Here is a 20978-nt window from a genome sequence, read left to right as displayed (position 1 = left end):
TCCAACAGAACTCTCCCCTTCTTTTTAAAAGAAGAAGCGTGGATTTCCAACGCTTCCTCTAGATACATTTAGTAATAATGTTTCTTGGATCGCAGCATTCGAATACCTATAAACCCCATCAAAGTTAGAAAAATGATAATCACATAAAATGAACTGTATGAACCAATCGTTCCGCTCGTTTGTGGAATACGTTCGGGACTGGTGCCTTTTTCCGTAGTTATTTCCTTAGGATCAATTACAGTTGCTCCAGCTATACTCGATTTTGGATAAAGATAAACATCGTTTAATGACTGTCCACTACGCTGAGGCAAAGGAAGCTCTAATATAACTGGCTCCATTGGCTCTTTGATTTGATCCTGAGCTTTTTCAATTACTCGATAAGTCCCCTGGACCAAATCGGAAAGTCGTGCCTGCCCATTATTATCCGTTGTAATTGTCTTACTAAAGGCATCTGTTCCCTGTACAGGCTCAAACTGAGTTGTTCCATTTACAGGAGACACACGTGTGATTTCATAACTTACTCCAGATAGCGGTTCGAACGTTTTACCCTCTTTATTTACTGCCTTTTCAATTTTCGTTCCATCGATTGGCAACGGATTTTCAGCCAAATCCGCTTCTGTTAGCTTGTATTTCACGATTGTTATGCTGCTTCTTTGATCTTCAGCAAATGCTTGAGGTGCCTGAGCAAGAATGACTATCATCAGAAAAAGTAAAGAGAGAACTCCAGATAACATTTGTTTCATTCTCTACTCCCCCTTCTTTTTCGGTTGACGATAGTAATACGTTATTCCACCAAATCCTGCCACCATAGTGATAGCTGCACCAATCAGAAGTCCAAGTACCCATTTATTTGCGCCAGTGAATGGTAATTCTGTGGATTTATCATCTGAAGCAAATAGGGCGATATTCTGATTTCCTTCGACAACTTCCACATCAATCGGTTCTTTAATTAATTCATATCCTTCGGGTGCTTTGATCTCTTTCAGTTGATAACTCCCTTTATATAGATACTCAAACATCAAATACCCGTTAGTATCTGTATCCACAGTTCCAAGTGGAGTCGTTTCTCCTTTTTTATAGATCTCAAATGTTGCACCTTTTAACGGTTTTCCAGTTGCCTTTTCTTCGTCGCTTAGCTTCCCATCCCCATTAGCATCTACCGCACTCCCAGTTTCAAATTTGAAAAGGCGAAGTGTAGCAGGACGAATTAATCCAAGATTCACATTGTTGATTTTGTACGTAGGGGTATCAACATTTTCGATACTATTTAAATTTTCTAATAATGGTGCTTTGTATCCTGGTGTTTTATAGGTTGTCGGATCAGCCTTCGAATTCTTGGTTGGATCGTCTCCAACTAATTGTTTTGTGACATGGAATTCTTTTTTCTCTACGCGATCGCCAATAACAAACTCGGCAACATAGGTTCCTTCAGGTATTGCAGCAAAGGCATATTTTCCATCTTTATCTGTTTTAATTAACGATTTCCCTGATGCGTCAACAAACTTCTCACCTGTTAAGCTTGCTTCGACTAATTTATCTTTGTAATTTTCGTCAGCCAAGCTCGTTCGGTAAAGTTTTACTGGAATATCCTTAGCAAATTCTTCCAGACCGCCTGCTGATTTATTTCCAATTAACCCATCTAAATTATCGTCAAACCAAACGACACCTGTTAGCTCACGACCATAAACACGTGTCCAGACCGCTTGTGATTCTATTGGCAGGTTTAGCTTGGAGTTCATACTGGCATCATTGACAAATACATCTCCAGCTTTTTGATCTGTAGGTTTAAGCTTCACAGTCAACTCAACTTCTTTCCCAACACCTAACGAAGGAATCGAGACTAGAACTGCTTTGGCATTCTTTATTGAAGTTGTTGGAGTTGTTCCCGAGACATAATTTGACCATCCTGAAATAGTATTTGGATCTGTCTTTTCATCCGCTGTGGAATTCGTATAACTGATGGTGGCTGCTGGCTCACTAACAGAAATTTCTTCAATCGTATAAGCTCCTGAAAGTTTGGTCCCACGAGAGTCTCCATCATAAGGTAAGACATCTAGTAACTTGGCTTCTGGAATTGCTGCAGCACTATTATTGAGTATCTTAACTTTATAAGTGATCGTATTATCCACACCTAAAGGATCTGTCTCTCCGAGTTCGATCGCTGGTTTATTGGCCTTCTTACTTAAAATGACTTGCTGAATTAGCATAATAATGAAATCATCTTGTGAAGAGCGAATCCCTTCAGTACTTTTATCATTTAATGTAGGATTCCCACTAACCCACATTTCTCCAACGGTTTTAACTACAAGACTATTCGTATATCCACTCTCTTTAAAACTCAACTGAGAAAAATCTGATTTTGCTTTAAATTTTACTTCTATTCCTAATTTACGTTGGTCATTAGTTAATTCATTGAATACCCAACGAAGGCTTGTTGTTCCGCCCTCGTTTACTGTGATTGTAGGTTCTGGTAATTTATTCCCATTACCATCGACTGAAGAATCAGGTTTGTAAGAAATACCTTTAGGTAGAGTGGTTGTAAGGGCTCCATCATAAGTAACCGTATCACTTCCAGTCATTACTCCGGTTACTTTTATATCAATATCTTGATTTGATTGATAAACTTTTTCAAATACCTCAGTCTTAGTAGTAATAGCCATGTTTTTTACATAGGCACTATCGCCAATAAAATTCCAATAATCCATGTAATCAGTGACTTTACCAACAATATTCCCCGAACTGTCAAATCTTGTCGGGACATATGTTCCATATCCTTTAACATTTGTATAAAAACCATTTTTTGCTGAGGAATAGCCATTGTTTGCTGTTTCTGCTGGTGCTTGATATAAAATACCACCATTTTCTTTAAAAAATTTATGTGAGCCTGTGACCACTATAGGTTGACCGCTTTTACTTTTGTCTCCAGAATTAGCTATGACTATTACAGGTACTTTCATTCCAACTGTCAAATTTTTGTAGACACTTGGATCATGGTCATAGGCTGCTTCAGCATAAACTGCACTAATACTCCCTTGTTTTTCTGCCTCATCAGGAGAATCATACCAATCGTACAAAAGTTTATCGGAATCGACTTGCGATACTCGCATTGTATAAGGTGGTGTTTGTTTTAAACTTTTTGCTATTCCATACTTTAAAATATAACTCCCATTTTTTGTTGACCATAGATCAAAAAGTGCAGCTCTCGATTTATCATATTCGAATGCTGTTGGATCCCATTCAAGTATAGAATTTGAACTTTTTGCTATAGTAGTGTTAGATGTAGCATCATACCTAGATAAATATACTGCTTGTCCGGTAGAAACTTGTGAATTACCAAAATTTTCGACGGTTCTGCCTTGACCTGGGGTTGAACTAGAATAATAACTTCCTTCTATTTTGTATCCACTGTCTGAAGGAGATAAAATTGTAGTATAGCCCCAATAACTCCCAGAGGGTGTAACATTATTTTGATAGGAAATAGAGGAATCATTAGATGTCGATATTCCATCATACGAAACTTTATCGACATATAAAGTCATAGTATATTGTGTCCATTTATTAGCAAGACTCGCATTTATAGTTTTTGTTTTATCCCAATAAAAAACCATTTCTAAACTAGAGAAGCTTTTGGCCATTGCTGTTTGTGTCCTGTTTCCAGTCATATTGTAAGTATATGGATTCAAAATACCGACATAATTACTATTTGAAACATCCGTTGTATATGTTCCATTCGTACTTACAAAATCTCCAGAGTTATATACACCTATTTTTTCTACATTTACTTCGGGTTGAGACATATATATTGCTCCCGTATTTGCATTAGGTATATCTAAAGGTCTTGTAAACTTATCGACATTAACTGTTCCAGTTTTCTTCCAAGAACCTTGACTTCGATTATTGATTGCAGGTGCATATGCTTTCATTGTAAATGGGTTGTACTGTGCAGTTGTTAAATCGCCGGCGTTAGCGCTACCTTTTTGCTTTATTTGATAAGTAATTGGTCCTTTTGGAAAAGTTGAACCCTTATAATCTTTTTTTCCAGGCAATGGTTGTAATGTTGTTGCTATCCCAACATCATAGGACGCCACTTTATCATTAGTTACTCCAAACACAGAGCTATCTTTTACTTCTCCCTGAGTCAATTTAACACCTACAGATGGTTTTGCTGAGACTGTTGTTATGGGTGATTTTAAATTCGATAGAGAATTCATATCATATACTGCATTAATATTCTCTATTTCACCAGTTTTCACATTCTTCGCATCCACTATCTCCAACTTAATTATCGGCTGTATTTTCACACCTTGATTAGAACCATAAACATTTAGAATTACTGGTACAAAAACTTGACCAGAATCGGATATCATAGACTCCATAACCCCTCTAGAAGATTGTGAGGAATCTCCTTCGGCACTATCAATGTATGTACCATTTGCAATTTCTCCATGATTTCGTGGTATAGAATCTTTTACTTCCACTGCATTGGGCATCTCAGCAATTACACGATATCGAATATCAGTATATTCAACGTCTTTCTTAATGTTTTGAATTGAAAAAGATGTCAGATAACTTATTTGATCAAAAGTCCTAACAATATCATTGTCTTCCCTAGAATCATTACCGGGTGAATCATCATTATCAAAATCTGCTGTTCCTGTCTTAACAGATAAATTGGCATCTCGGATAATAATTGGTGAGTCCTGTTCAGATTTAGTTTTGTTCTCATCATGAGTTGCGGTGCTTTTAAAAAAAACTGGTTTTTTTAAAGAATCTTTTTCTGTGTAATCTCCCTTTTCAAGTTCTTTATCTGTTTTGTCGGTTTCTTTTGTTTCAACAAACAATACTTTTTCATAGTTTTTTGGTGAGGCTATTGACGCCTGATCTGGTGACTCATCTTCAGTTTTCTTTTGAGTAGAGCTTTCATTTTTCTCTTCTATGTCTTTCGGATTTTCTTTTTCAATAGTCTTTGTTTTCTCTGACGATGAGCTCTGATCAACAGCATCTTCGGATGAATTGATCTTTTCCTCTGTCAATGAAGATTGTGTTTCTTCGGAGACTTGTTCAGAAGAATCTTCTTTACCCTTAGTTGATTCTTTTGTTTCCTTATCAACTATAAAGTTCACAAGTACCTGACTATTCTTTTCGTCTTTTCGGTTTTGTAACTCTACTTTAGTCGCATCTGAACCATTTCGCTCAACACGCAAATATAGACTGCTTCCCTTTTCTAAATTCAAATAGTATGAATCTAGCTCTCCAGAGGATGTAATCTGTGCAAATTCGGGAGCCTTTTCCTTAATTTCTGAACTTCCCGTCTTTGAATCACTTAAGGCTTCCTGTCCACTATCACTACCATAAAAAGTAGTCATATAATTCTTCTCATCGAGAATGGAAACCGTTAATTGTTCGTTTTTCTCATCTATTAAAGTGAGTGAATAACCAGGCTCTTTTTTTACCTTATAGATCCCAGTCTCTTTTGCCACGACCTTGATCAAAGAGCTATTTTTAGTCGTCTCAATCAGTTGATCTTGATCATTTTTATCTCCTATAGGTGATACATCAACCAAATCACGAGAGCTTAATGCTTTTAATATTGGACCTTTAGGAGTGACCACAAAAATGAACACTCCTAAAAGAATAACGATGGGAAGAATTATAAGCATTTTTTGCGACTTATTCACTTTCTTCATTGTTCCCATCCTTTCTTAGCCTCTATACTGCACGTCTTTTTTTGTCTATCACAACTGCTGTGGTACCAATTGCAATGGCTCCTAAAGCGATCACGATCATCAATGTCATGCCGTCCCCACCAGTAAATGGAAGGTCTGTTTTCTCTTTGTTTTCTACATCAACTACTACATTTTTATGTGAATCTAAGGTTACAACAACTTCAACTGGATTTTTTAATAATTCATATCCTGATGGAGATTTTGTTTCGACAATCCAGTAAGATTTCTTGATTTTATCCTTTTCCCAAGTTGCTTCTGATGGAATTGTAGGATCTTGTTTCCCATCTCCATTACTATCTGTAAACCAATCAAGTTTCAACCCGTCAAACTTGGCTACCCCATCTGCATCAGATGTAGTTGTCAAGAATGTCACGCCCGTTGGTAATGCTGGAGTTGCTGTGCCATCGTCATTTAGAGTGTATGATTTACCATCTGAAGCGAGGAATTTCTTGGCCTTGGCGTCTTCTTCGGATTCAGAAATATAGAATTCAGCACCTGCTAATTTATTCGTTTTATCTTCTGAAGATTTACTGATTTTAAAACCACCATCGAAATATTCCGGTTCATCACTCGTACCTTCAAAAGGTTTTTGGCCTGGAATCAAGTAATTTACATCATATTTATTGGAAATCGATCCATTGAAGTCTTTTACAGCCTTCACTTTATAAATAACTTGAATCTTTTGATCCTTGTCTTCTTCGACCTTTCTCATACCGTCATTTGTTAAACTTACAAGTACTTTTTTTTCTGAATTAGCATCAGCAGTAACTTTATTTGGAGAAGCTATTGTAGTTCCATTTAATGACACTTCATACTCATCGCCATTTGTTAATGTCGTCCAAGTAACACCGTCTTCTCCTAAAACTCTTACTTCAATATCTTCTAAAGCCAATCTCTGATCAATTTCATCGACTACTTCAAAATAATCCGCATAAATTTCTGTTCCTGCTGCTACATCTAAATCTGGTAATGGATTATTATCTCTATCAAACCTATTAATGATTGTCATATCCTGTGTAACCTTGCTATATAAACCACTTGGCAACTTCGTTGTTGCTTCCCACTGGAACGAATTACCAGCTTGAATTGAGAATCCCTTACCACCTTCAACAGTTTTATCTAATTCTGTATCTGTTACAATGTTTTTGGGATAAACATGAACATCATAAATCAATTTACCTGTATCATCCCGTTGGGTTTGTGGTAAATGAGCAAAGAATGGCGCCATGGGAGAACTAATTTCTTTTAATGATCCTGTCTCTTTATCCATGTAATCGTATTTTCCTGTATCAGGATTCACAACTTCACGAACTAAGTAAATACCATCCGCTGCTTTTCCAGTTCCCACATCAAACGTCAATTTACCATTAGCATCAGTTTTGCCAGTCATCTTAGTAAAGCTAGTATCTTCTTCCCAATCCGTACCTTCTTTTTGTTTCAAAGGATCCGTTAAAGCTGAAGTATTTAAAGGCTTCACCTTAACTAACTCAAAATGAACACCCTCCATCAATTTCTTACCATTTAAATCAGGAGCTTTGCTTGGATCTGGATTAATGCCATCTCCTCTATCACCAAGCTCAGATGTATTATTGATTTCATATTTCCATATCGTAATTGAGCGCTCTGATGTATTATCAGATACAGCATTTGAGCTGATATTTTGTCCCTCAGCATGGGCAACTAGAATATCCCCTACTGGTGCCATAACAGAAAGGCTTGTAAATAATGTTGTTGTTAGTGCGATCTTAGTAATTAATACCTTTTTCATTTTCATTTATATATTCCCCCGTCTCCTCTTAATTAATGAACAATCCCAATTTTAATTCGATAAATTTGATCTAGAATTGGATTACGATCTTCCTTAATAGTTTAGATATAATTTTCACTCCTCCCACAAAGTACATTTAGAAGATTTTCTTGTTACTCAACTAGCCTAAATCGAATTATTTGAATAAGTTTAATTACTATCGCTTTAGTGGTAAAATAAGATTGATTGACGACGAATATATCTTTACTAAGTAGATATATTCTCAAATATTTCTTTTTTTTAGTACAAACAAGAAATGTCTTATTAATACCGATAGTTACTCTTATTTTTCTTTTACTGACGGTTTATGACGGCTAATAAACTAATTTGAATTTGGATATTATAAAAAAACTCATGATAAGAAATAAAGCCAAAAGTGGAATTACACTTAATGGATTTATTTTTTATCATGAGTTCTCTTTTAAGTATACTTAATTTTTGAAAACTAGTGACTGTATATTTTCATAGAAAGCGGAAAACACCCCTAAACAATTAATTACAATGCTGTTTTAACAATCATTTCCATGTTTTTAATAGCTTTAATTCGATTTTCCATCATAGTATCAGCATAAATATCAAGGGTCATTTTTATGGATGAATGGCCAAGAAGTGAGCTTACAGAAGCAATATCTGCGCTAGATTCTAAACATCTTGTCGCAAAAGTATGCCTCAACTGATGGAAATGAATATTATTCAAACCCGCCCTCTCTCTAATTTTATGAAAATGATATGTAATCAGTCTCGGTTCACAAGGTGTTTCATTGTTAGAAAAAATATAAGGTGTGCTTGTGTTATTTCTCTTTAGCAACCATTTTTTTATGTCATCGCTCATTGGAATCTTTCTTATTGAGGTCTGTGTTTTAGTTGTTGAATAAATAATTTTTGTTTTTGATGCTCCATTGTGCTTTGGTATTCTTTGAACTGTATGAGACACATATATATAATTTCCCTCCATGTCTATATCTTCCCATTTTAATGCAGCCAATTCTCCTATTCGCAATCCTGTGCGAAGAGAAAAAATTACTGCAAACCCCAAACCATCAATACTTTTTCTTGCCTCATTTTCTAACATCTTTTGTTCAGGAATTGTTAGTGAACGAACTTTAGTCCTTTTTTCGGAAGGTAGGTCCACATGCTCACAGATGTTTTCATTTAGATATTTCTTTTTCACAGCAAATAAGAAACTACTTCGCAAAATTGTAAACACCACTCGTATAGAGCTTGACGACAGCCCAGATTCTTGCCAAATTTCTATCATATTTTCCAAATCATGAACGGCCAATTTATTCATCTCGAAATGACCGACAACTGGTATTATATATTTGTCTATTTTATATTTATATCCTGAATAAGTAGATTCTTTTATGAATTTTTTATTTTGTGAAAGCCAATGGTACATCCATTCTTTTACACTAATGGATAATTCTCCTGTGATTTCTTTCCCATTATTATACTTCGATTTATAGAGGGACAATGAATCCTTTACGCTTTGATAACTTCTTCCGTATATGTATCCATAGATAATTTTCCCATCTTCCTTTCGACCTTTCTTATAGCGTCCTTCCCAACGACCATCTTTTCTTTTATAAATATTTTCTCCACGGCGAACCAACATTTTTCCTCCTATTTCTTGACGGCTATTTAGACGGTTTTTATAACAAACATTTTATTAACTTTTTTTATAAGTTAATAAGCGTAAAAAACCATTTAATATCGTGTAATAATAATTTTTCAAATGCTACCAAAAAATTATTGACTATACGAATTACATTGATTACAATGTAATTAGAATTTTCGATGTTATTCTTAAATAGCCCTTGTTTTTTTGATCGTTTTACAAATATTTCTTGTTTGTACTAAAAAAAAGAAAAATTGAACCATTGATCTGCTTTTCTTTTTTTACTTTATCATATTATTCGGTTATTTATATAACATATTTTGGGTAAAAAACAACCATGTTTTGTGTGGAATTAATTGAATAAACTTTAGAAACACCTTATCCTTTTATTTATAAAAGAGAAGAAGGTGTTTTTTTGTTTATTAATCAATTACTTAGTTCAGAAACCCAATTAGAACTTTCACTTCTACAAACATTATTCGTAAATAGAACTTGGTTGACTACTATGGAACTGCAACAATGCTGTAAAAAAAGTAGGAATACCATTATCAAGTACTGTGATCTTTTAAAAGAAGATGCTAAGAAAATAACTGCTTATGATTTGATTCAACATGAAAATGGTAGAGGGTATTTTTTTAATGGCGGTAAGGAAGATTATCAATCCATGCTTATTTCAATTGTTCATAAATCTCTTTCATTTGATTTACTACAACAACTACTACTTAAAAAAGAAGTTCTTTTGAATGAATTTGCTAATGAACACTATACTGACCCTATGACTATTCGGAGAATGCTTAAAAAATTCAATAAACATACAAAATCTATCGAATTATCGTTTCATATTAAAAAAGGGATCATTCATATATCTGGGACAGAACCCGCCATTCGTTTTTTTACATATATTTTTTTTTGGTATATCTATAAAGGAACTGTTTGGCCGTTCAATGATCTGTCAGAACAACAAATCTCTAGTTTTATTAACCATACGTTTTCAAAATATGGGAACGTCAATGATATTATTACTCATCAATGGAGTTATATTTTGGCAATCAATATATTAAGAAATTCTATGGGGCGTAAGATTTCAATGGGCATGCTGCCTGTTTTTTCTGAAGAGTTAGTTTGCTTCGTATTTGAACCTCCCTCTCCAATTGATGGAGATAATTTTATGAAACAGCTTAACAAAATACATGATTTTTCTTGGGAAGAAATTCTTTACTTTTTCCTTTTATTACTTACGGGCGTAAGGTTCTATACAATAAAAGATATATATTCACGAATATTATATTTTCATCAAAAAAATAACTCTATCATAAATGAAAAATTGAGATTAATTATTTCACGCTTTCCAGAGTTCAATCAAGCCACTATAGAAAATCAAGAATTAGCAACCAGTTTACTTATGAGCTCCTTGCTAAGAAGTATTTTATTTCCAAACTACACTGTACCGATTTCTGGCTATGATTATCAGGAATATTTGGATGTCAATTTCCCTTTTCTAAAAAAAGAGATGGCAAACCGACTAAAATGGTTGCAAAGAGAAGATGATTTTTTTAGCTCTTCTCAGGATTTTCTTTTATTACGTATGGTTGAGATGTATACTCTTTTGGGAGACCCTGTGGACTTCAATCCAAAAATTATTTTACAGTTAGAAACTGATTTGCCCATTACAATAGAGAAATTATTGAAATCATATTTACTCTCTCTCTTCAGCCCGTTTTATCGTCTGTCCATTTTTAGTACATTAGGTAGCGATAAAGCAATTATTCCAGATTTAATCATAACTTGCACGAAACCTAAAAATCAGACTGACCACGGTATTCCTATTGTTTATATCAGCCCCAATTTAACCAATAATGATTTAAAAGAACTAACTGCAGCATTTAATAATTTGATTGATGTTAAAATGGTCTAGTTAATTGTAGGGGAACCAGAGAGATAATTGAACTAAACTGCTTTCTGTTTAATTATGTAAACAGGTTTGGCTCATTGATTTTTATTTAATCATTACCGTTCGTTTCCTTAGAGTACATGCTTTTAGGAAATAGATTTTTCTACTTCGATTCAATTACACCTTCTTAACTGCTAAGCAGTTGAAAATCTCAAAAAAAGGTCACTCAAATAAGGTTTCTCCAATTTGGAGAAATCTTTCTTGTTTAATTCTCAATCTGCAATACCTTGCTCTTCGGATATGTTGAGATTTAATTCATTAGAATTTTCCAATCTTATTCTGAACAAAAGATTGATATTTGTTTATTAGCTGATCAGAAAAGACTTGTAAAATATGCAATGTAATCCCACTCACCTGCAGCGCAATTGACTAATTACTGTCATACTAATCAACTGAATAACACTCTCTCCGAAGCTCAATAGTTTATTTTCACTAGGCTCATCAATGGCATGTTGAACTCAGACAATTTGTTGATTTCCTTTATCAAGTGAGTCGATAAGTGCATTTAATTTGACTCAATCTTTTGTACTACTCTTTTTTCTCTATGATAGTTTTATTCCAGTAGGCATCTAAAAGATAAACGATTTTGAGAAATATTGTCGATCTCAAAATAACTCCAGAACTTCCAATTTGGTATTATTTCTTGATAGTTTATTCTTAAATGGCTTGAGCCTTAATCAATTACGTGCCATTTTCATTAAGACCTTTTTGAATAATCAGCGAGCAAAATATGTGGCGGAGAATTATGCCCTTGAAAAGGAAAAACGTAAAATCTCTATTTGGAGAAAAGATGGGAAAGTTTTGTCAGAGGATGAAATACTTAAAATTGATATGATTGTTCCTCAGATTTTTAAAACGAACTAGCTACTGTTGTTTTATGTGTTACTTGATTTTTAAAATGGTTTCCTGACGGTCTAGCACCTGTAAGCCAAATAGATTAGAAGCAATCCAAAGTAGATGTGTAGCTATTAATGAGAACCATACAAATAAACACTTCCAGAAAAACAGGAAGTGTTTATTTGCGTTCTCAATTTAAATATGTTTTTTTATATTTCTACGGCTAACTCTGTTTCATATGGTATAGCTGGTTGGGCCCCATACCGTTGGACAGTCAGTGAAGCAGCTTTACTTGCATATGAGATTGCTTCTTCAATATTCTCTAAATCATGAGTCAGTTTTGATGCAAGCGCACCGATAAACGTATCTCCTGCAGCTGTTGTATCCACTGCGTTAACTTCGAAAGCAGATACAAATCCAGTTTTTTTCTCTGCGATAGAATAGAATGATCCTTTACTTCCTAACGTGACAACGAGGACCTTAACTCCTAATTCATGAATTGTTTTAGCTGCCTTAACTAAGTCATCTTCACTAGTAATTTTAACTCCTACTATTGTTTCTAATTCTATTTCGTTTGGTACTAAGATATCTGTCATTTGAATAATTTTTTCGGGCAACATCTCAGGAGCAGGAGCTGGATTAAAAATTGTAAAAGCAGCTCCTTTTTGAGCAATTTCAAAACTTCTTTCAATACTCGTTAGATTAGTTTCTAATTGAGCTATTACATAATCACTCGAAGAGATTTCTTTCTGATTCTCTAAAATGTGTTCGGTTGAAATTTGTTGGTTAGCTCCTCCATAGATTACAATACTATTCTCACCACTATCATCAACGGTTACATAAGCGCTTCCGGTTCTCACGCTATCCAAATGGTCAATTCCTGAAGTATTGATTCCATCTTGTTTAAGTAAATCTACAAGCATCTTTCCCCCATCATCATTTCCCACAGCGCCTATAAAATCTACCTGCGCACCACTTCTGGCAGCCGCGATGGCTTGATTGGCTCCTTTTCCACCACCGTTCGTAAATATCTCTTTTGAATGAATCGTCTCACCTGGTTTTGGAAATTGTTCTGTTCGAATCGTTGTGTCCAAATTAATACTGCCTACTACTGTAATCTTATTCATCTCTGCACTTCTCTCCAATTGTCTTCACTTGCATGTATGCCATATTAAAAAATCTTAGGAAAAATACTTGATCGTATCCATAGTCAGTTTTCTGAACTTATCTAAATCAAGTTCAAAAGCAACTTGAACATTTTTATCTTTTTTGTAGACATCATCATAATCAACTACAGTACTTCCTAATGCTAACGTGTCACTAGTTTCTACTTGGACATTCATTGGATATACAGTAAACATATCCGGATCAATAACATAAGCAACAGCACATGGATCATGCATATGGATACCTTCAACGTGAGTTTCATCAGCCCAGAATGGTCGTGTAGTTGTCAGATTGAAAAAATCCAACAGATCAGCCATTGTTGTGGCTACTTGATTTCCTATAGTACGAATTTCCTTGATATCTTCTTCAAATAATTGAGCTTTTAACGTTACATCTAAACCAAACATAGCTACAGGAACTCCTGCTTTAACAACGATATCTGCTGCTTCAGGATCTACATAAATATTAAATTCAGCATGAGGTGTCATATTCCCACCAAAACAAGCTCCCCCCATAAAGGAAATCAGTTCGATTTTCTCTTTTAGTTCAGGGTGTGATGATAAGAAAATCGCAATGTTTGTTAATGGACCAGTAGCAATCAGAGTAACCTTTTCATCTGACTCTCTCAAAATTTTTGCTATCAAATCGTTTGCTGAAATATCTAAATCCGCGATTGTAGATTCTGGCAGTTCAGCACCATCTATACCTGATTCTCCATGAACATCATCTGCAATAATCAATTCACGGCGCAACGGTTTCTTCGCACCGCTAGCAACAGGTATCCCTTCACTTCTTGCAAGTGTTAATAACCGCTTCGCATTAATGTATGTCTTTTCTGGAAGTTGATTTCCAGCCGATGTAGTAACTGCTAATAAATCAATATTATCTGAAGCAATAGCCATCAACAACGCTAATGCATCATCATGACCTGGATCACAATCTAGAATCACTTTTTTTACCATTTCGAATCCTCCAATGCTTTATTATTACTATTTATTTTGTTGAATTTTTTCACCATGAATGTAAATCATTTTTTTGGTGACAATGAATATTACGAGCGCTACCAATACTATTATTCCGCCAATTAAGAAAATATTGGCATATGTTGAAGCAGCTCCTGCTGTTGAACCAACGACACTGCTTCCGGACATAACACCAGAAGACATCATACCTCCAAATACTGCTACACCTACAGAACCAGTTATAGCTTGTACTAAATCATTTACACCTAATACACGTCCAGACTCTTCAGGTGTAACTGTTAGGGTTGCTGTATCAACAATTGGTGAGTAAAAGAATGATGTTCCAAAATAGTAAATACATGGAGCAAATGCCAAAGCCCAAACTTTACCATGAGGAATTGCAAAAGCAATTGCTAGCAAACCTAGCCCCATAAAAGACAAAGCCATAATAATTGCAGCTGAGCGTCCAATCTTTTTAACAACGGGACCACAGACAAACCCTAAAACGGCTGCTAACAAAATGGATCCAACTAATAGCAATGACACTTCTGCTGAATCAATGCCAAAAACATTTAGTCCAATAGCATTAACGCCTGCATTTAATGTGTAACTAAAGAAGTATCCAATAAATATGACTGACATCGTTGCAATCAATGCAGGATTCTTCAAAAAATCAGGTGTGATAAAAGGATTTTTCGCTTTATTAATATAAACGATAAACAATACTAACGTTACCACTGATGAAATAGCCCAAAATGCATTCATATCAGTGAAAAACATAGTCATTGCACCAGCGAATGCCCCAATCAAGATAAAACCAATCCAATCAATATTAGCCCCTTCTGCACGTTCATCAGGTAAATTTTTTGCTAACGAAGGAATGAATAAAACAGAGATAATTGGAACAGCAAACAACCAACGCCAATCAATTTTTGTAATGTATCCAGCAGCAACAACACCTAAAGCTGCTGAAAAACGGAAAACAGCTACAAAAATACCATAATAGATCACGCGGTTTTCTTTAGCAATATACTTTGAAACCAAAACCAAAAAGACAGAACCTGCGACCTGACCTCCAGCTGATTGAAGAACACGAGCAATAACAACTGCCCAAATACTGCTTGGACCAAATCCAAATCCTATGATAGAACCTAAAACGAAAATAATTACTCCAAATAATGTCATTTTTTTCAATGAAACAAAATCACCAAGTGCTCCATAAACTACACAGACAATTCCCAAAATAATTCCTGGAATTGAAGTAATTAGAGGTGCCAAATTTGTCGCTCCTAATTGTTGTCCAATATTGACAAAAATCATACCAAAAGCTTGTTGCTCCAAAATTCCAAAAGTAAATATCAATAGGATCAAAGGAATGGCTTTTTTTGCCATTCGATTCATTTTTTCAAACTCTTTACTTCCTTCCTCTGGTATCGGAACGCCTATAATTTTCTCATTTTCTTTTGTTGCATCCATACTTTCATCCCCGCTTTCTTAATATATATAAAGGGTTATTTCACCCATTTATCCTTTTTTTGTCAGCTCTCTTCTCTTCAAAGTATCTGTGAAAATCCTGCTGATTAAAAACAGGCTGATCTAAATCTAATATTTGCCCTACCCTTGTAATTGGAGGTGGACTTACATAACTTGCTTTCAAAACATCCGGTGCAGAAAAAATGATTTCTTTCTTTTCTCTGTTTAGAATCTGACCTTTTGACATGACGATTATTTGATCGAAATTCTCTACAACAAACTTCATATCATGAGTAATTGTTAGACATAATTGATTATTTGCTTTCAACGAAGCAATGATTTTAGTCAGTCGCTGATTTCCCTCAATATCTTGCCCACAAGTTGGTTCATCTAATATAATCATTTCCGGATTCATCATGAGAATTGATCCGATGGTACAAAACTTCTTTTCTGTCGCATTTAAATCGAACGGATGGACATAAAGTTTATTTGTTAGACCGACTAAATCAGCTATTTTTTCTAACCGCCAACGGATTTCCTTTTTAGGTACTCCCTGTTGCTTTGGTCCGAACTCAAATTCTTTTTTTACACTTTCCAAAAATAGCTGGTTGTCTGGATTTTGAAATACGTACCCAATTTTTCGTGACCAAAAAGCTGTTGTGTGTTCCTCCACACTTTCACCATTGATTAAAACTTCACCGTCACTCGGTCGTAACAGACCGTTTAAATGCTTAACAAAGGTTGTTTTTCCAGCACCATTTTGACCAATAATGGCAATTGGTTCTGTCCCTTCAAATACAGCACTGATACCATTCAGTGCAACTTCACCAGAAGGATACTTATGTACGAGATTTTTTACTTCAATCTTCATTCATCAACACCTCCTTCAACCTTTTAACAGCTTGTTCCTCAGTAAGAATAACCGAATGAGGAGAGTAATCTTTAGTTATTTCATAATAATCAGGTGCTTTCACACCATAATCCGTTAGCTTGGGATTACTAAAAATTTTTTGTGGTGTATCATTTAAAACTAACCTTCCTTCATGCATAACAAGAACTTTATTTGCTAAGTCAGCGACTTTTTCCATGTCATGATCCACCATTATAATCGTCATCCCTTCACGATTGAGCATTTTAACAGTCTTCATAATTTGCTGACTACCTACAGGATCCAGTTGAGTAGTACATTCATCTAAGATTAAAATTTGAGGCTCTAAAATAATTGCAGCAGCAAGGGCTACTCTTTGTACTTGCCCCCCTGAAAGCTCTAACGGGTTTCTATTTAATAAGTTAGTAATCTGTACTATTTCAGCTACCTTATTAATCTTTTCAATCATAATTTCTTTCACTAATCCTCTGTTTCCTAAACCAAAAGCTAGCTCCTCACTTACTGTTTCCGCTGTATAGGATAGTTGATTGAACGGATTTTGAAAAACTAATCCAACCGTTTGTGATAATTCACCCACTCCAAGCTTTGAAATATTTTCTCCCCTTATCCTTATTTCCCCATTTGTATGACCTATAAAATAATTCGGGATTAATCCAGCTAATGCATTACATAAAGTTGATTTTCCGGCACCGTTTGCTCCTATTATCGCAACAAACTCTCCTGCTTGAGCATCAAAATTAATGTCTTTTAGCGCCATATCTGGGGCTTCATTGTATCGATAGGAAAAATTTGTTGTCTCGACTATCTTATTCATCTACTCACCTCACTATCTCTAAAATCGGATAACTATACAAAACAGTAGAAATACGATTGATAATACTTTTAGAAGCGTATCAATTAAACTCTGTTTAACATCAATCAAAGTTGTTGGCTTGATACCCTTAATACTAAATCCCCTTGTTTCGAGGGTCATGCCTCTTTCTTGTGCATCGGTCAGGGAAGACAGAACAACTGGTCCTATTAACGGTAAAAACGCTTTCGCTCTTTGCAAAAAAGATCCTGTTACCTCGACTCCTCGAGATTCTTGTGCTTCTTGAATGATTTTTACTTTTCTCTGCATTTGTGGAACAACATTGAGACTAGCTAGAATAAGGTAGCCGATTTTCATGTTTAGACCAGATTGAGTCAACGCAGCTACTGTTTCCGAATTCTTAGTAGTTTGCAAAAAAAGCGAAAATGTTGTTAGAAAAACTAACAAAGTGGAAGAAATTTTTAATGCATATAGCGTTCCTTCCAAACCTAGTTCAGCGAACCCTAAATCAGCTATTATTGTTGTATTTTTTGGACTGTATAACCCTTGAATAAAAAGCAGCATAAATGTAACGGGGATTCCAAAACCAAGTATCAATAAACCAATTTTTCTACCTGACTTCATAAAGCAAGCAAGTACTAAAATTATTGCTAATATGAAGTATCCTAGAAATGGACTAGGATATATTATGCAGCCTACTCCTAAATTCAGTACTAGTAATATTTTGGTGATTGGATTTAAAGCTCTAAAAAAAACATATATTCTATTATTCATCTTCACAAATTCTCACCTTCAATTTTCCGCTTTTCCATTTGTCAACGAAGCATTATCCAGTGGAGCGTATTGACTAGAGAAACGCTTAGGTATTTTTTTAACCAACCAATATACGATCAGAAAGACTAATCCTTTATCGATTAAATTCTCTATTAATGAAGTTGAAAATACAGAAAAAACAATTTCTTTTGTAGCGGCAATTAATGCTGCTGTTGCAAGTGAACTTGTATTAATTCCTGTTGCCCCTCCATATACAAATATAGTGATTAGAGATGAGGTAAAAGAATTAGTTAATGTACAAGCTATCCACGTGAATATCACTCCGACAATGTTCTTAAAAAAACCGGCCTTTACTAGATATCCTGTCACTAATCCACATAAGATACTGACAAGTGCATATGGAAAAAAAACTGGATTTGTTACAATTGCCAAAAATAGATTAGTAATCAGTCCGCAAAGTGCTGCTACCCAAGGACCAGCTAAGCAGGCTACTAAAACGGTACCAATCATGTCCAAAAACAGTGGTAATTTTAACGCTGAGCAAAGTGTGCCGCCAATCAAATTGATTCCAACCGCTATCGGTATTAATACAAGCACTTTCGTCGAGAAATTTTTATGGAGAAATGCTTGAAAAAGTTTTTTCATTGTAGTTTCCCTCTTTAATATGTGATAAAATCAATTTAAGAAAACATTTTCGGAAAACGTTTTCCTTGATTAGAATTTATCATCACAGTTTAACTTTGTCAACATGTTTTTTTCGATTGCTCAAATTTTTTTAAGTCTTTTTGACTAAACGTACTTGACCCTTTTTGAATAGGTTGAGTATGATGGGAAAGAGAGAAGAAGAGGATAAAGGAGAAGTATATGAATATAAGAGATATTGCAAAATTAGCAGGAGTTTCTGTATCAACGGTTTCTAAAATTGTGAATAAAAAGGATGCCAGTATTAGTAAAGAAACTCGTGAAAGAGTTTTAAAAATAGTTCATGAATACAATTACACTCCCTATTCATCTACCATTAACTCCGGGACATCCACTGGTTCAATCGGTATACTGATTAACTCTAGTAAATATGTAGAACATTCCCTAAAAGGAATCATTAACTATGCACAACAGATGGGGTATAGTCCGATAATTTTTGATAGTCTCGGAGATCACAAACAGGAGCTTAAAAACATTACTTCTTTAGGAACAAAACAAGTAGAAGGAATAATTTGGGATCCAATAAATGAAAGCAGTTTAAAAAATCTAAAGCATGTTGAAGCTTTAGATATTCCAATAGTATTACTCGGAAATTTGCAAGATGAATCGTCTTACTCCCTTCCATACGAAGAAATCGCCTATTTTTTAACGAAACAATTAATTGAAAGAAAGCATAAAAGAATAGCTTGTATTGTGGGAACTGATAAAAATATGGATCCCTTTCTTAGTGGGTATAAGAAAGCCCTTTTTGAATATAATCTAAAGTTTAATGATTCGCTAGTTATTGACACATTAGATTTGTCTATCAATGATTTTATTATTGATAGACAAATCTCTGGTTTCGTTTCTGCTGATTTTTATAAGTCTATTGAGCTCTATAATCTAACTATGCAAAGTGGTCTCAAAGCACCCAAAGATTATTCGTTGCTTTCCATTCGCAATAATGCAGAATTAGAATTTAAGAACTATCAAGATGCTCTTTCTACTATTACTATTAACAACACAGGTTTTGGTGAGCATGTATGCCGTACACTTATTAGTTTAATTACAAAGGATGAAGAACCAAAACCGTTTTATGAGAAAATGGTTTTGGATAACACAAAGTCACTTGGATTCCCTGCTGAAAATGAACGTCCTAAAATTCTTGTTGTTGGAAGTATCAATATGGATACTTATCTATATTCCTCAAAACTACCTCATAACGGTGCAACAAATTTTTTATCTAATCTAAGCAAGCGTCCAGGCGGAAAAGGTCTCAATCAAGCAATAGGTGCTGCAAAACTAGGGCACCAAGTACGTTTGATTGGCTGTGTTGGATCCGATAGTGAATCAAACACTATGTTTCAAGAACTTAAGAAAAACAGCGTCAATACTGAGGGAATCACGCGATCAGACGATACAGAAACAGGTCAGGCCTATATTTCTGTAGAATCTAGTGGTGATTCCATGATTTCAATTCTGCCAGGAGCAAATGCGGCGTTATCACCTACTATTCTAGAAAATAAGCAAGAGCTATTATCTAATGTGAAGTACTGTCTCGTGCAAACCGAAATTCCAATAGATGCAGTAGAAATGACTTGTACATTAGCTAAAGAGAATGGTGCTAAAACAATATTGAAGCCGTCAGCTTCAAAAAAAATTTCAGATTCACTTTTAGCTAAAATAAATTACTTTATTCCGAATGAGGAAGAACTATCTTCAGTATGTCCAGATTACAAAACAATTGAAGAAAAGGCAGCCTTTTTGATTTCTAAGGGTGTCAAGAATGTTATCGTCACTTTAGGAAAACAAGGCTGCTTCTTAAAGAATGCTGAACAAGAAAAATATTTCTCAGCTGCTAATTTCTCCACAATTGACAGTACCGGAGCAAGCGATGCATTCATTAGTGCATTATCTGCATATTTGTTAAGAGACTATTGCTTAGAAAAGGCTATTCAAATCGCTATTTATGCTGCAGGTTTTTTGGTATCACGCGATGGCATTACAACAGCTCTAGTCGATCGAACAACTCTCGAAAGTTACATTGCAAAAAAAGAACCCAACCTCTTGTTAAAAGATTAGATTCAAAATCTAGGAATTTTAAACTGCATCTGTGCTGAATCGGTTAGGTCCTGATATCTGTAAACAGTAATTACTACCTGTTGTTTTCATGGTATGAAGTATTGATGATTGTTGAAATGTTCAAATACTTTTGATTGCTAGAACATCTTAGTTTGTTTTTATTCACTCTATGTAGATGCCAATCTAACACTAATAGAGAT

13 protein-coding genes are annotated in these 20978 nt (G+C 34.8%); 2 read left to right on the top strand and 11 right to left on the bottom strand.

Annotated elements, in window-relative coordinates; all coding sequences use genetic code 11:
- Window positions 1-68: 68 nt before the first annotated feature.
- From JZO85_RS01560 to JZO85_RS01545, 4 genes are all read right to left on the bottom strand, one after another.
- Window positions 69-743, bottom strand: a complete 675-nt coding sequence (locus tag JZO85_RS01560) for a pilin N-terminal domain-containing protein (protein ID WP_207106743.1) — start codon at window positions 741-743, stop codon at window positions 69-71.
- A 3-nt stretch (window positions 744-746) separates the two neighbouring features.
- Complete coding sequence (locus tag JZO85_RS01555) at window positions 747-5687, bottom strand: SpaA isopeptide-forming pilin-related protein (protein WP_207106742.1); 4941 nt, start codon at window positions 5685-5687, stop codon at window positions 747-749.
- Between the two features lie 22 nt (window positions 5688-5709).
- Window positions 5710-7500, bottom strand: coding sequence for a SpaH/EbpB family LPXTG-anchored major pilin (locus JZO85_RS01550; protein ID WP_207106741.1), 1791 nt, complete (start codon window positions 7498-7500; stop codon window positions 5710-5712).
- 529 nt (window positions 7501-8029) lie between these two features.
- On the bottom strand, window positions 8030-9148 hold the full coding sequence (locus tag JZO85_RS01545; RefSeq protein WP_242550153.1) for a tyrosine-type recombinase/integrase: 1119 nt from the start codon (window positions 9146-9148) through the stop codon (window positions 8030-8032).
- 418 nt (window positions 9149-9566) lie between these two features.
- Between JZO85_RS01545 and JZO85_RS01540 the strand changes: the two genes are divergently transcribed.
- The gene (locus JZO85_RS01540) at window positions 9567-11066 is read left to right on the top strand and encodes a helix-turn-helix domain-containing protein (RefSeq protein WP_207106740.1); all 1500 of its coding nucleotides are present in this window, start codon (window positions 9567-9569) and stop codon (window positions 11064-11066) included.
- A gap of 1082 nt (window positions 11067-12148) precedes the next feature.
- On the opposite strand, the gene rbsK is transcribed toward JZO85_RS01540, so the two are convergent.
- Genes rbsK through JZO85_RS01505 form a run of 7 tightly spaced genes read right to left on the bottom strand, consistent with a single transcriptional unit; the run spans window position 12149 to window position 18660 of the window.
- Window positions 12149-13066: a ribokinase gene (gene rbsK, locus JZO85_RS01535; protein WP_207106739.1), complete on the bottom strand. Its 918-nt coding sequence runs from the start codon at window positions 13064-13066 to the stop codon at window positions 12149-12151.
- Window positions 13067-13120: 54 nt separating this feature from the next.
- Window positions 13121-14068, bottom strand: coding sequence for a nucleoside hydrolase (locus JZO85_RS01530; protein WP_207106738.1), 948 nt, complete (start codon window positions 14066-14068; stop codon window positions 13121-13123).
- A 27-nt stretch (window positions 14069-14095) separates the two neighbouring features.
- Window positions 14096-15544: an MFS transporter gene (locus JZO85_RS01525; RefSeq protein ID WP_207106737.1), complete on the bottom strand. Its 1449-nt coding sequence runs from the start codon at window positions 15542-15544 to the stop codon at window positions 14096-14098.
- A 40-nt stretch (window positions 15545-15584) separates the two neighbouring features.
- Complete coding sequence (locus tag JZO85_RS01520; RefSeq protein WP_207106736.1) at window positions 15585-16412, bottom strand: energy-coupling factor ABC transporter ATP-binding protein; 828 nt, start codon at window positions 16410-16412, stop codon at window positions 15585-15587.
- On the bottom strand, window positions 16402-17244 hold the full coding sequence (locus tag JZO85_RS01515) for an energy-coupling factor ABC transporter ATP-binding protein (protein WP_207106735.1): 843 nt from the start codon (window positions 17242-17244) through the stop codon (window positions 16402-16404). The genes JZO85_RS01520 and JZO85_RS01515 overlap by 11 nt, the downstream gene beginning before the upstream one ends.
- Before the next feature lie 18 nt (window positions 17245-17262).
- Window positions 17263-18015, bottom strand: a complete 753-nt coding sequence (locus JZO85_RS01510) for an energy-coupling factor transporter transmembrane component T (RefSeq protein ID WP_242550159.1) — start codon at window positions 18013-18015, stop codon at window positions 17263-17265.
- An 18-nt stretch (window positions 18016-18033) separates the two neighbouring features.
- A complete protein-coding gene (locus tag JZO85_RS01505; protein ID WP_207106733.1) occupies window positions 18034-18660 on the bottom strand; it encodes an ECF transporter S component in 627 nt (208 codons plus the stop codon).
- Between the two features lie 219 nt (window positions 18661-18879).
- Here JZO85_RS01505 and JZO85_RS01500 point away from each other — a divergent pair, with 219 nt between their 5' ends.
- Window positions 18880-20778 (top strand): PfkB family carbohydrate kinase, encoded by a 1899-nt coding sequence (locus JZO85_RS01500; RefSeq protein ID WP_207106732.1) that lies wholly within the window; start codon window positions 18880-18882, stop codon window positions 20776-20778.
- Window positions 20779-20978 lie beyond the last annotated feature (200 nt).

The organism is Candidatus Enterococcus murrayae, from assembly GCF_017315985.1.
In the GTDB taxonomy this organism is placed as follows: domain Bacteria; phylum Bacillota; class Bacilli; order Lactobacillales; family Enterococcaceae; genus Enterococcus_A; species Enterococcus_A murrayae.
This window is presented reverse-complemented; position numbering and strand designations above follow the sequence as displayed.

What these genes read in the sequence shown, in the direction of transcription:
- JZO85_RS01515 (WP_207106735.1), bottom strand. Translation starts at nt 17,244, where the DNA reads ATGAATAAGATAGTCGAGACAACAAATTTTTCCTATCGATACAATGAA.
- JZO85_RS01555 (WP_207106742.1), bottom strand. Translation starts at nt 5,687, where the DNA reads ATGAAGAAAGTGAATAAGTCGCAAAAAATGCTTATAATTCTTCCCATC.
- JZO85_RS01560 (WP_207106743.1), bottom strand. Translation starts at nt 743, where the DNA reads ATGAAACAAATGTTATCTGGAGTTCTCTCTTTACTTTTTCTGATGATA.
- JZO85_RS01545 (WP_242550153.1), bottom strand. Translation starts at nt 9,148, where the DNA reads ATGTTGGTTCGCCGTGGAGAAAATATTTATAAAAGAAAAGATGGTCGT.
- JZO85_RS01510 (WP_242550159.1), bottom strand. Translation starts at nt 18,015, where the DNA reads ATGAATAATAGAATATATGTTTTTTTTAGAGCTTTAAATCCAATCACC.
- JZO85_RS01520 (WP_207106736.1), bottom strand. Translation starts at nt 16,412, where the DNA reads ATGAAGATTGAAGTAAAAAATCTCGTACATAAGTATCCTTCTGGTGAA.
- JZO85_RS01550 (WP_207106741.1), bottom strand. Translation starts at nt 7,500, where the DNA reads ATGAAAATGAAAAAGGTATTAATTACTAAGATCGCACTAACAACAACA.
- JZO85_RS01500 (WP_207106732.1), top strand. Translation starts at nt 18,880, where the DNA reads ATGAATATAAGAGATATTGCAAAATTAGCAGGAGTTTCTGTATCAACG.
- rbsK (WP_207106739.1), bottom strand. Translation starts at nt 13,066, where the DNA reads ATGAATAAGATTACAGTAGTAGGCAGTATTAATTTGGACACAACGATT.
- JZO85_RS01505 (WP_207106733.1), bottom strand. Translation starts at nt 18,660, where the DNA reads ATGAAAAAACTTTTTCAAGCATTTCTCCATAAAAATTTCTCGACGAAA.
- JZO85_RS01525 (WP_207106737.1), bottom strand. Translation starts at nt 15,544, where the DNA reads ATGGATGCAACAAAAGAAAATGAGAAAATTATAGGCGTTCCGATACCA.
- JZO85_RS01530 (WP_207106738.1), bottom strand. Translation starts at nt 14,068, where the DNA reads ATGGTAAAAAAAGTGATTCTAGATTGTGATCCAGGTCATGATGATGCA.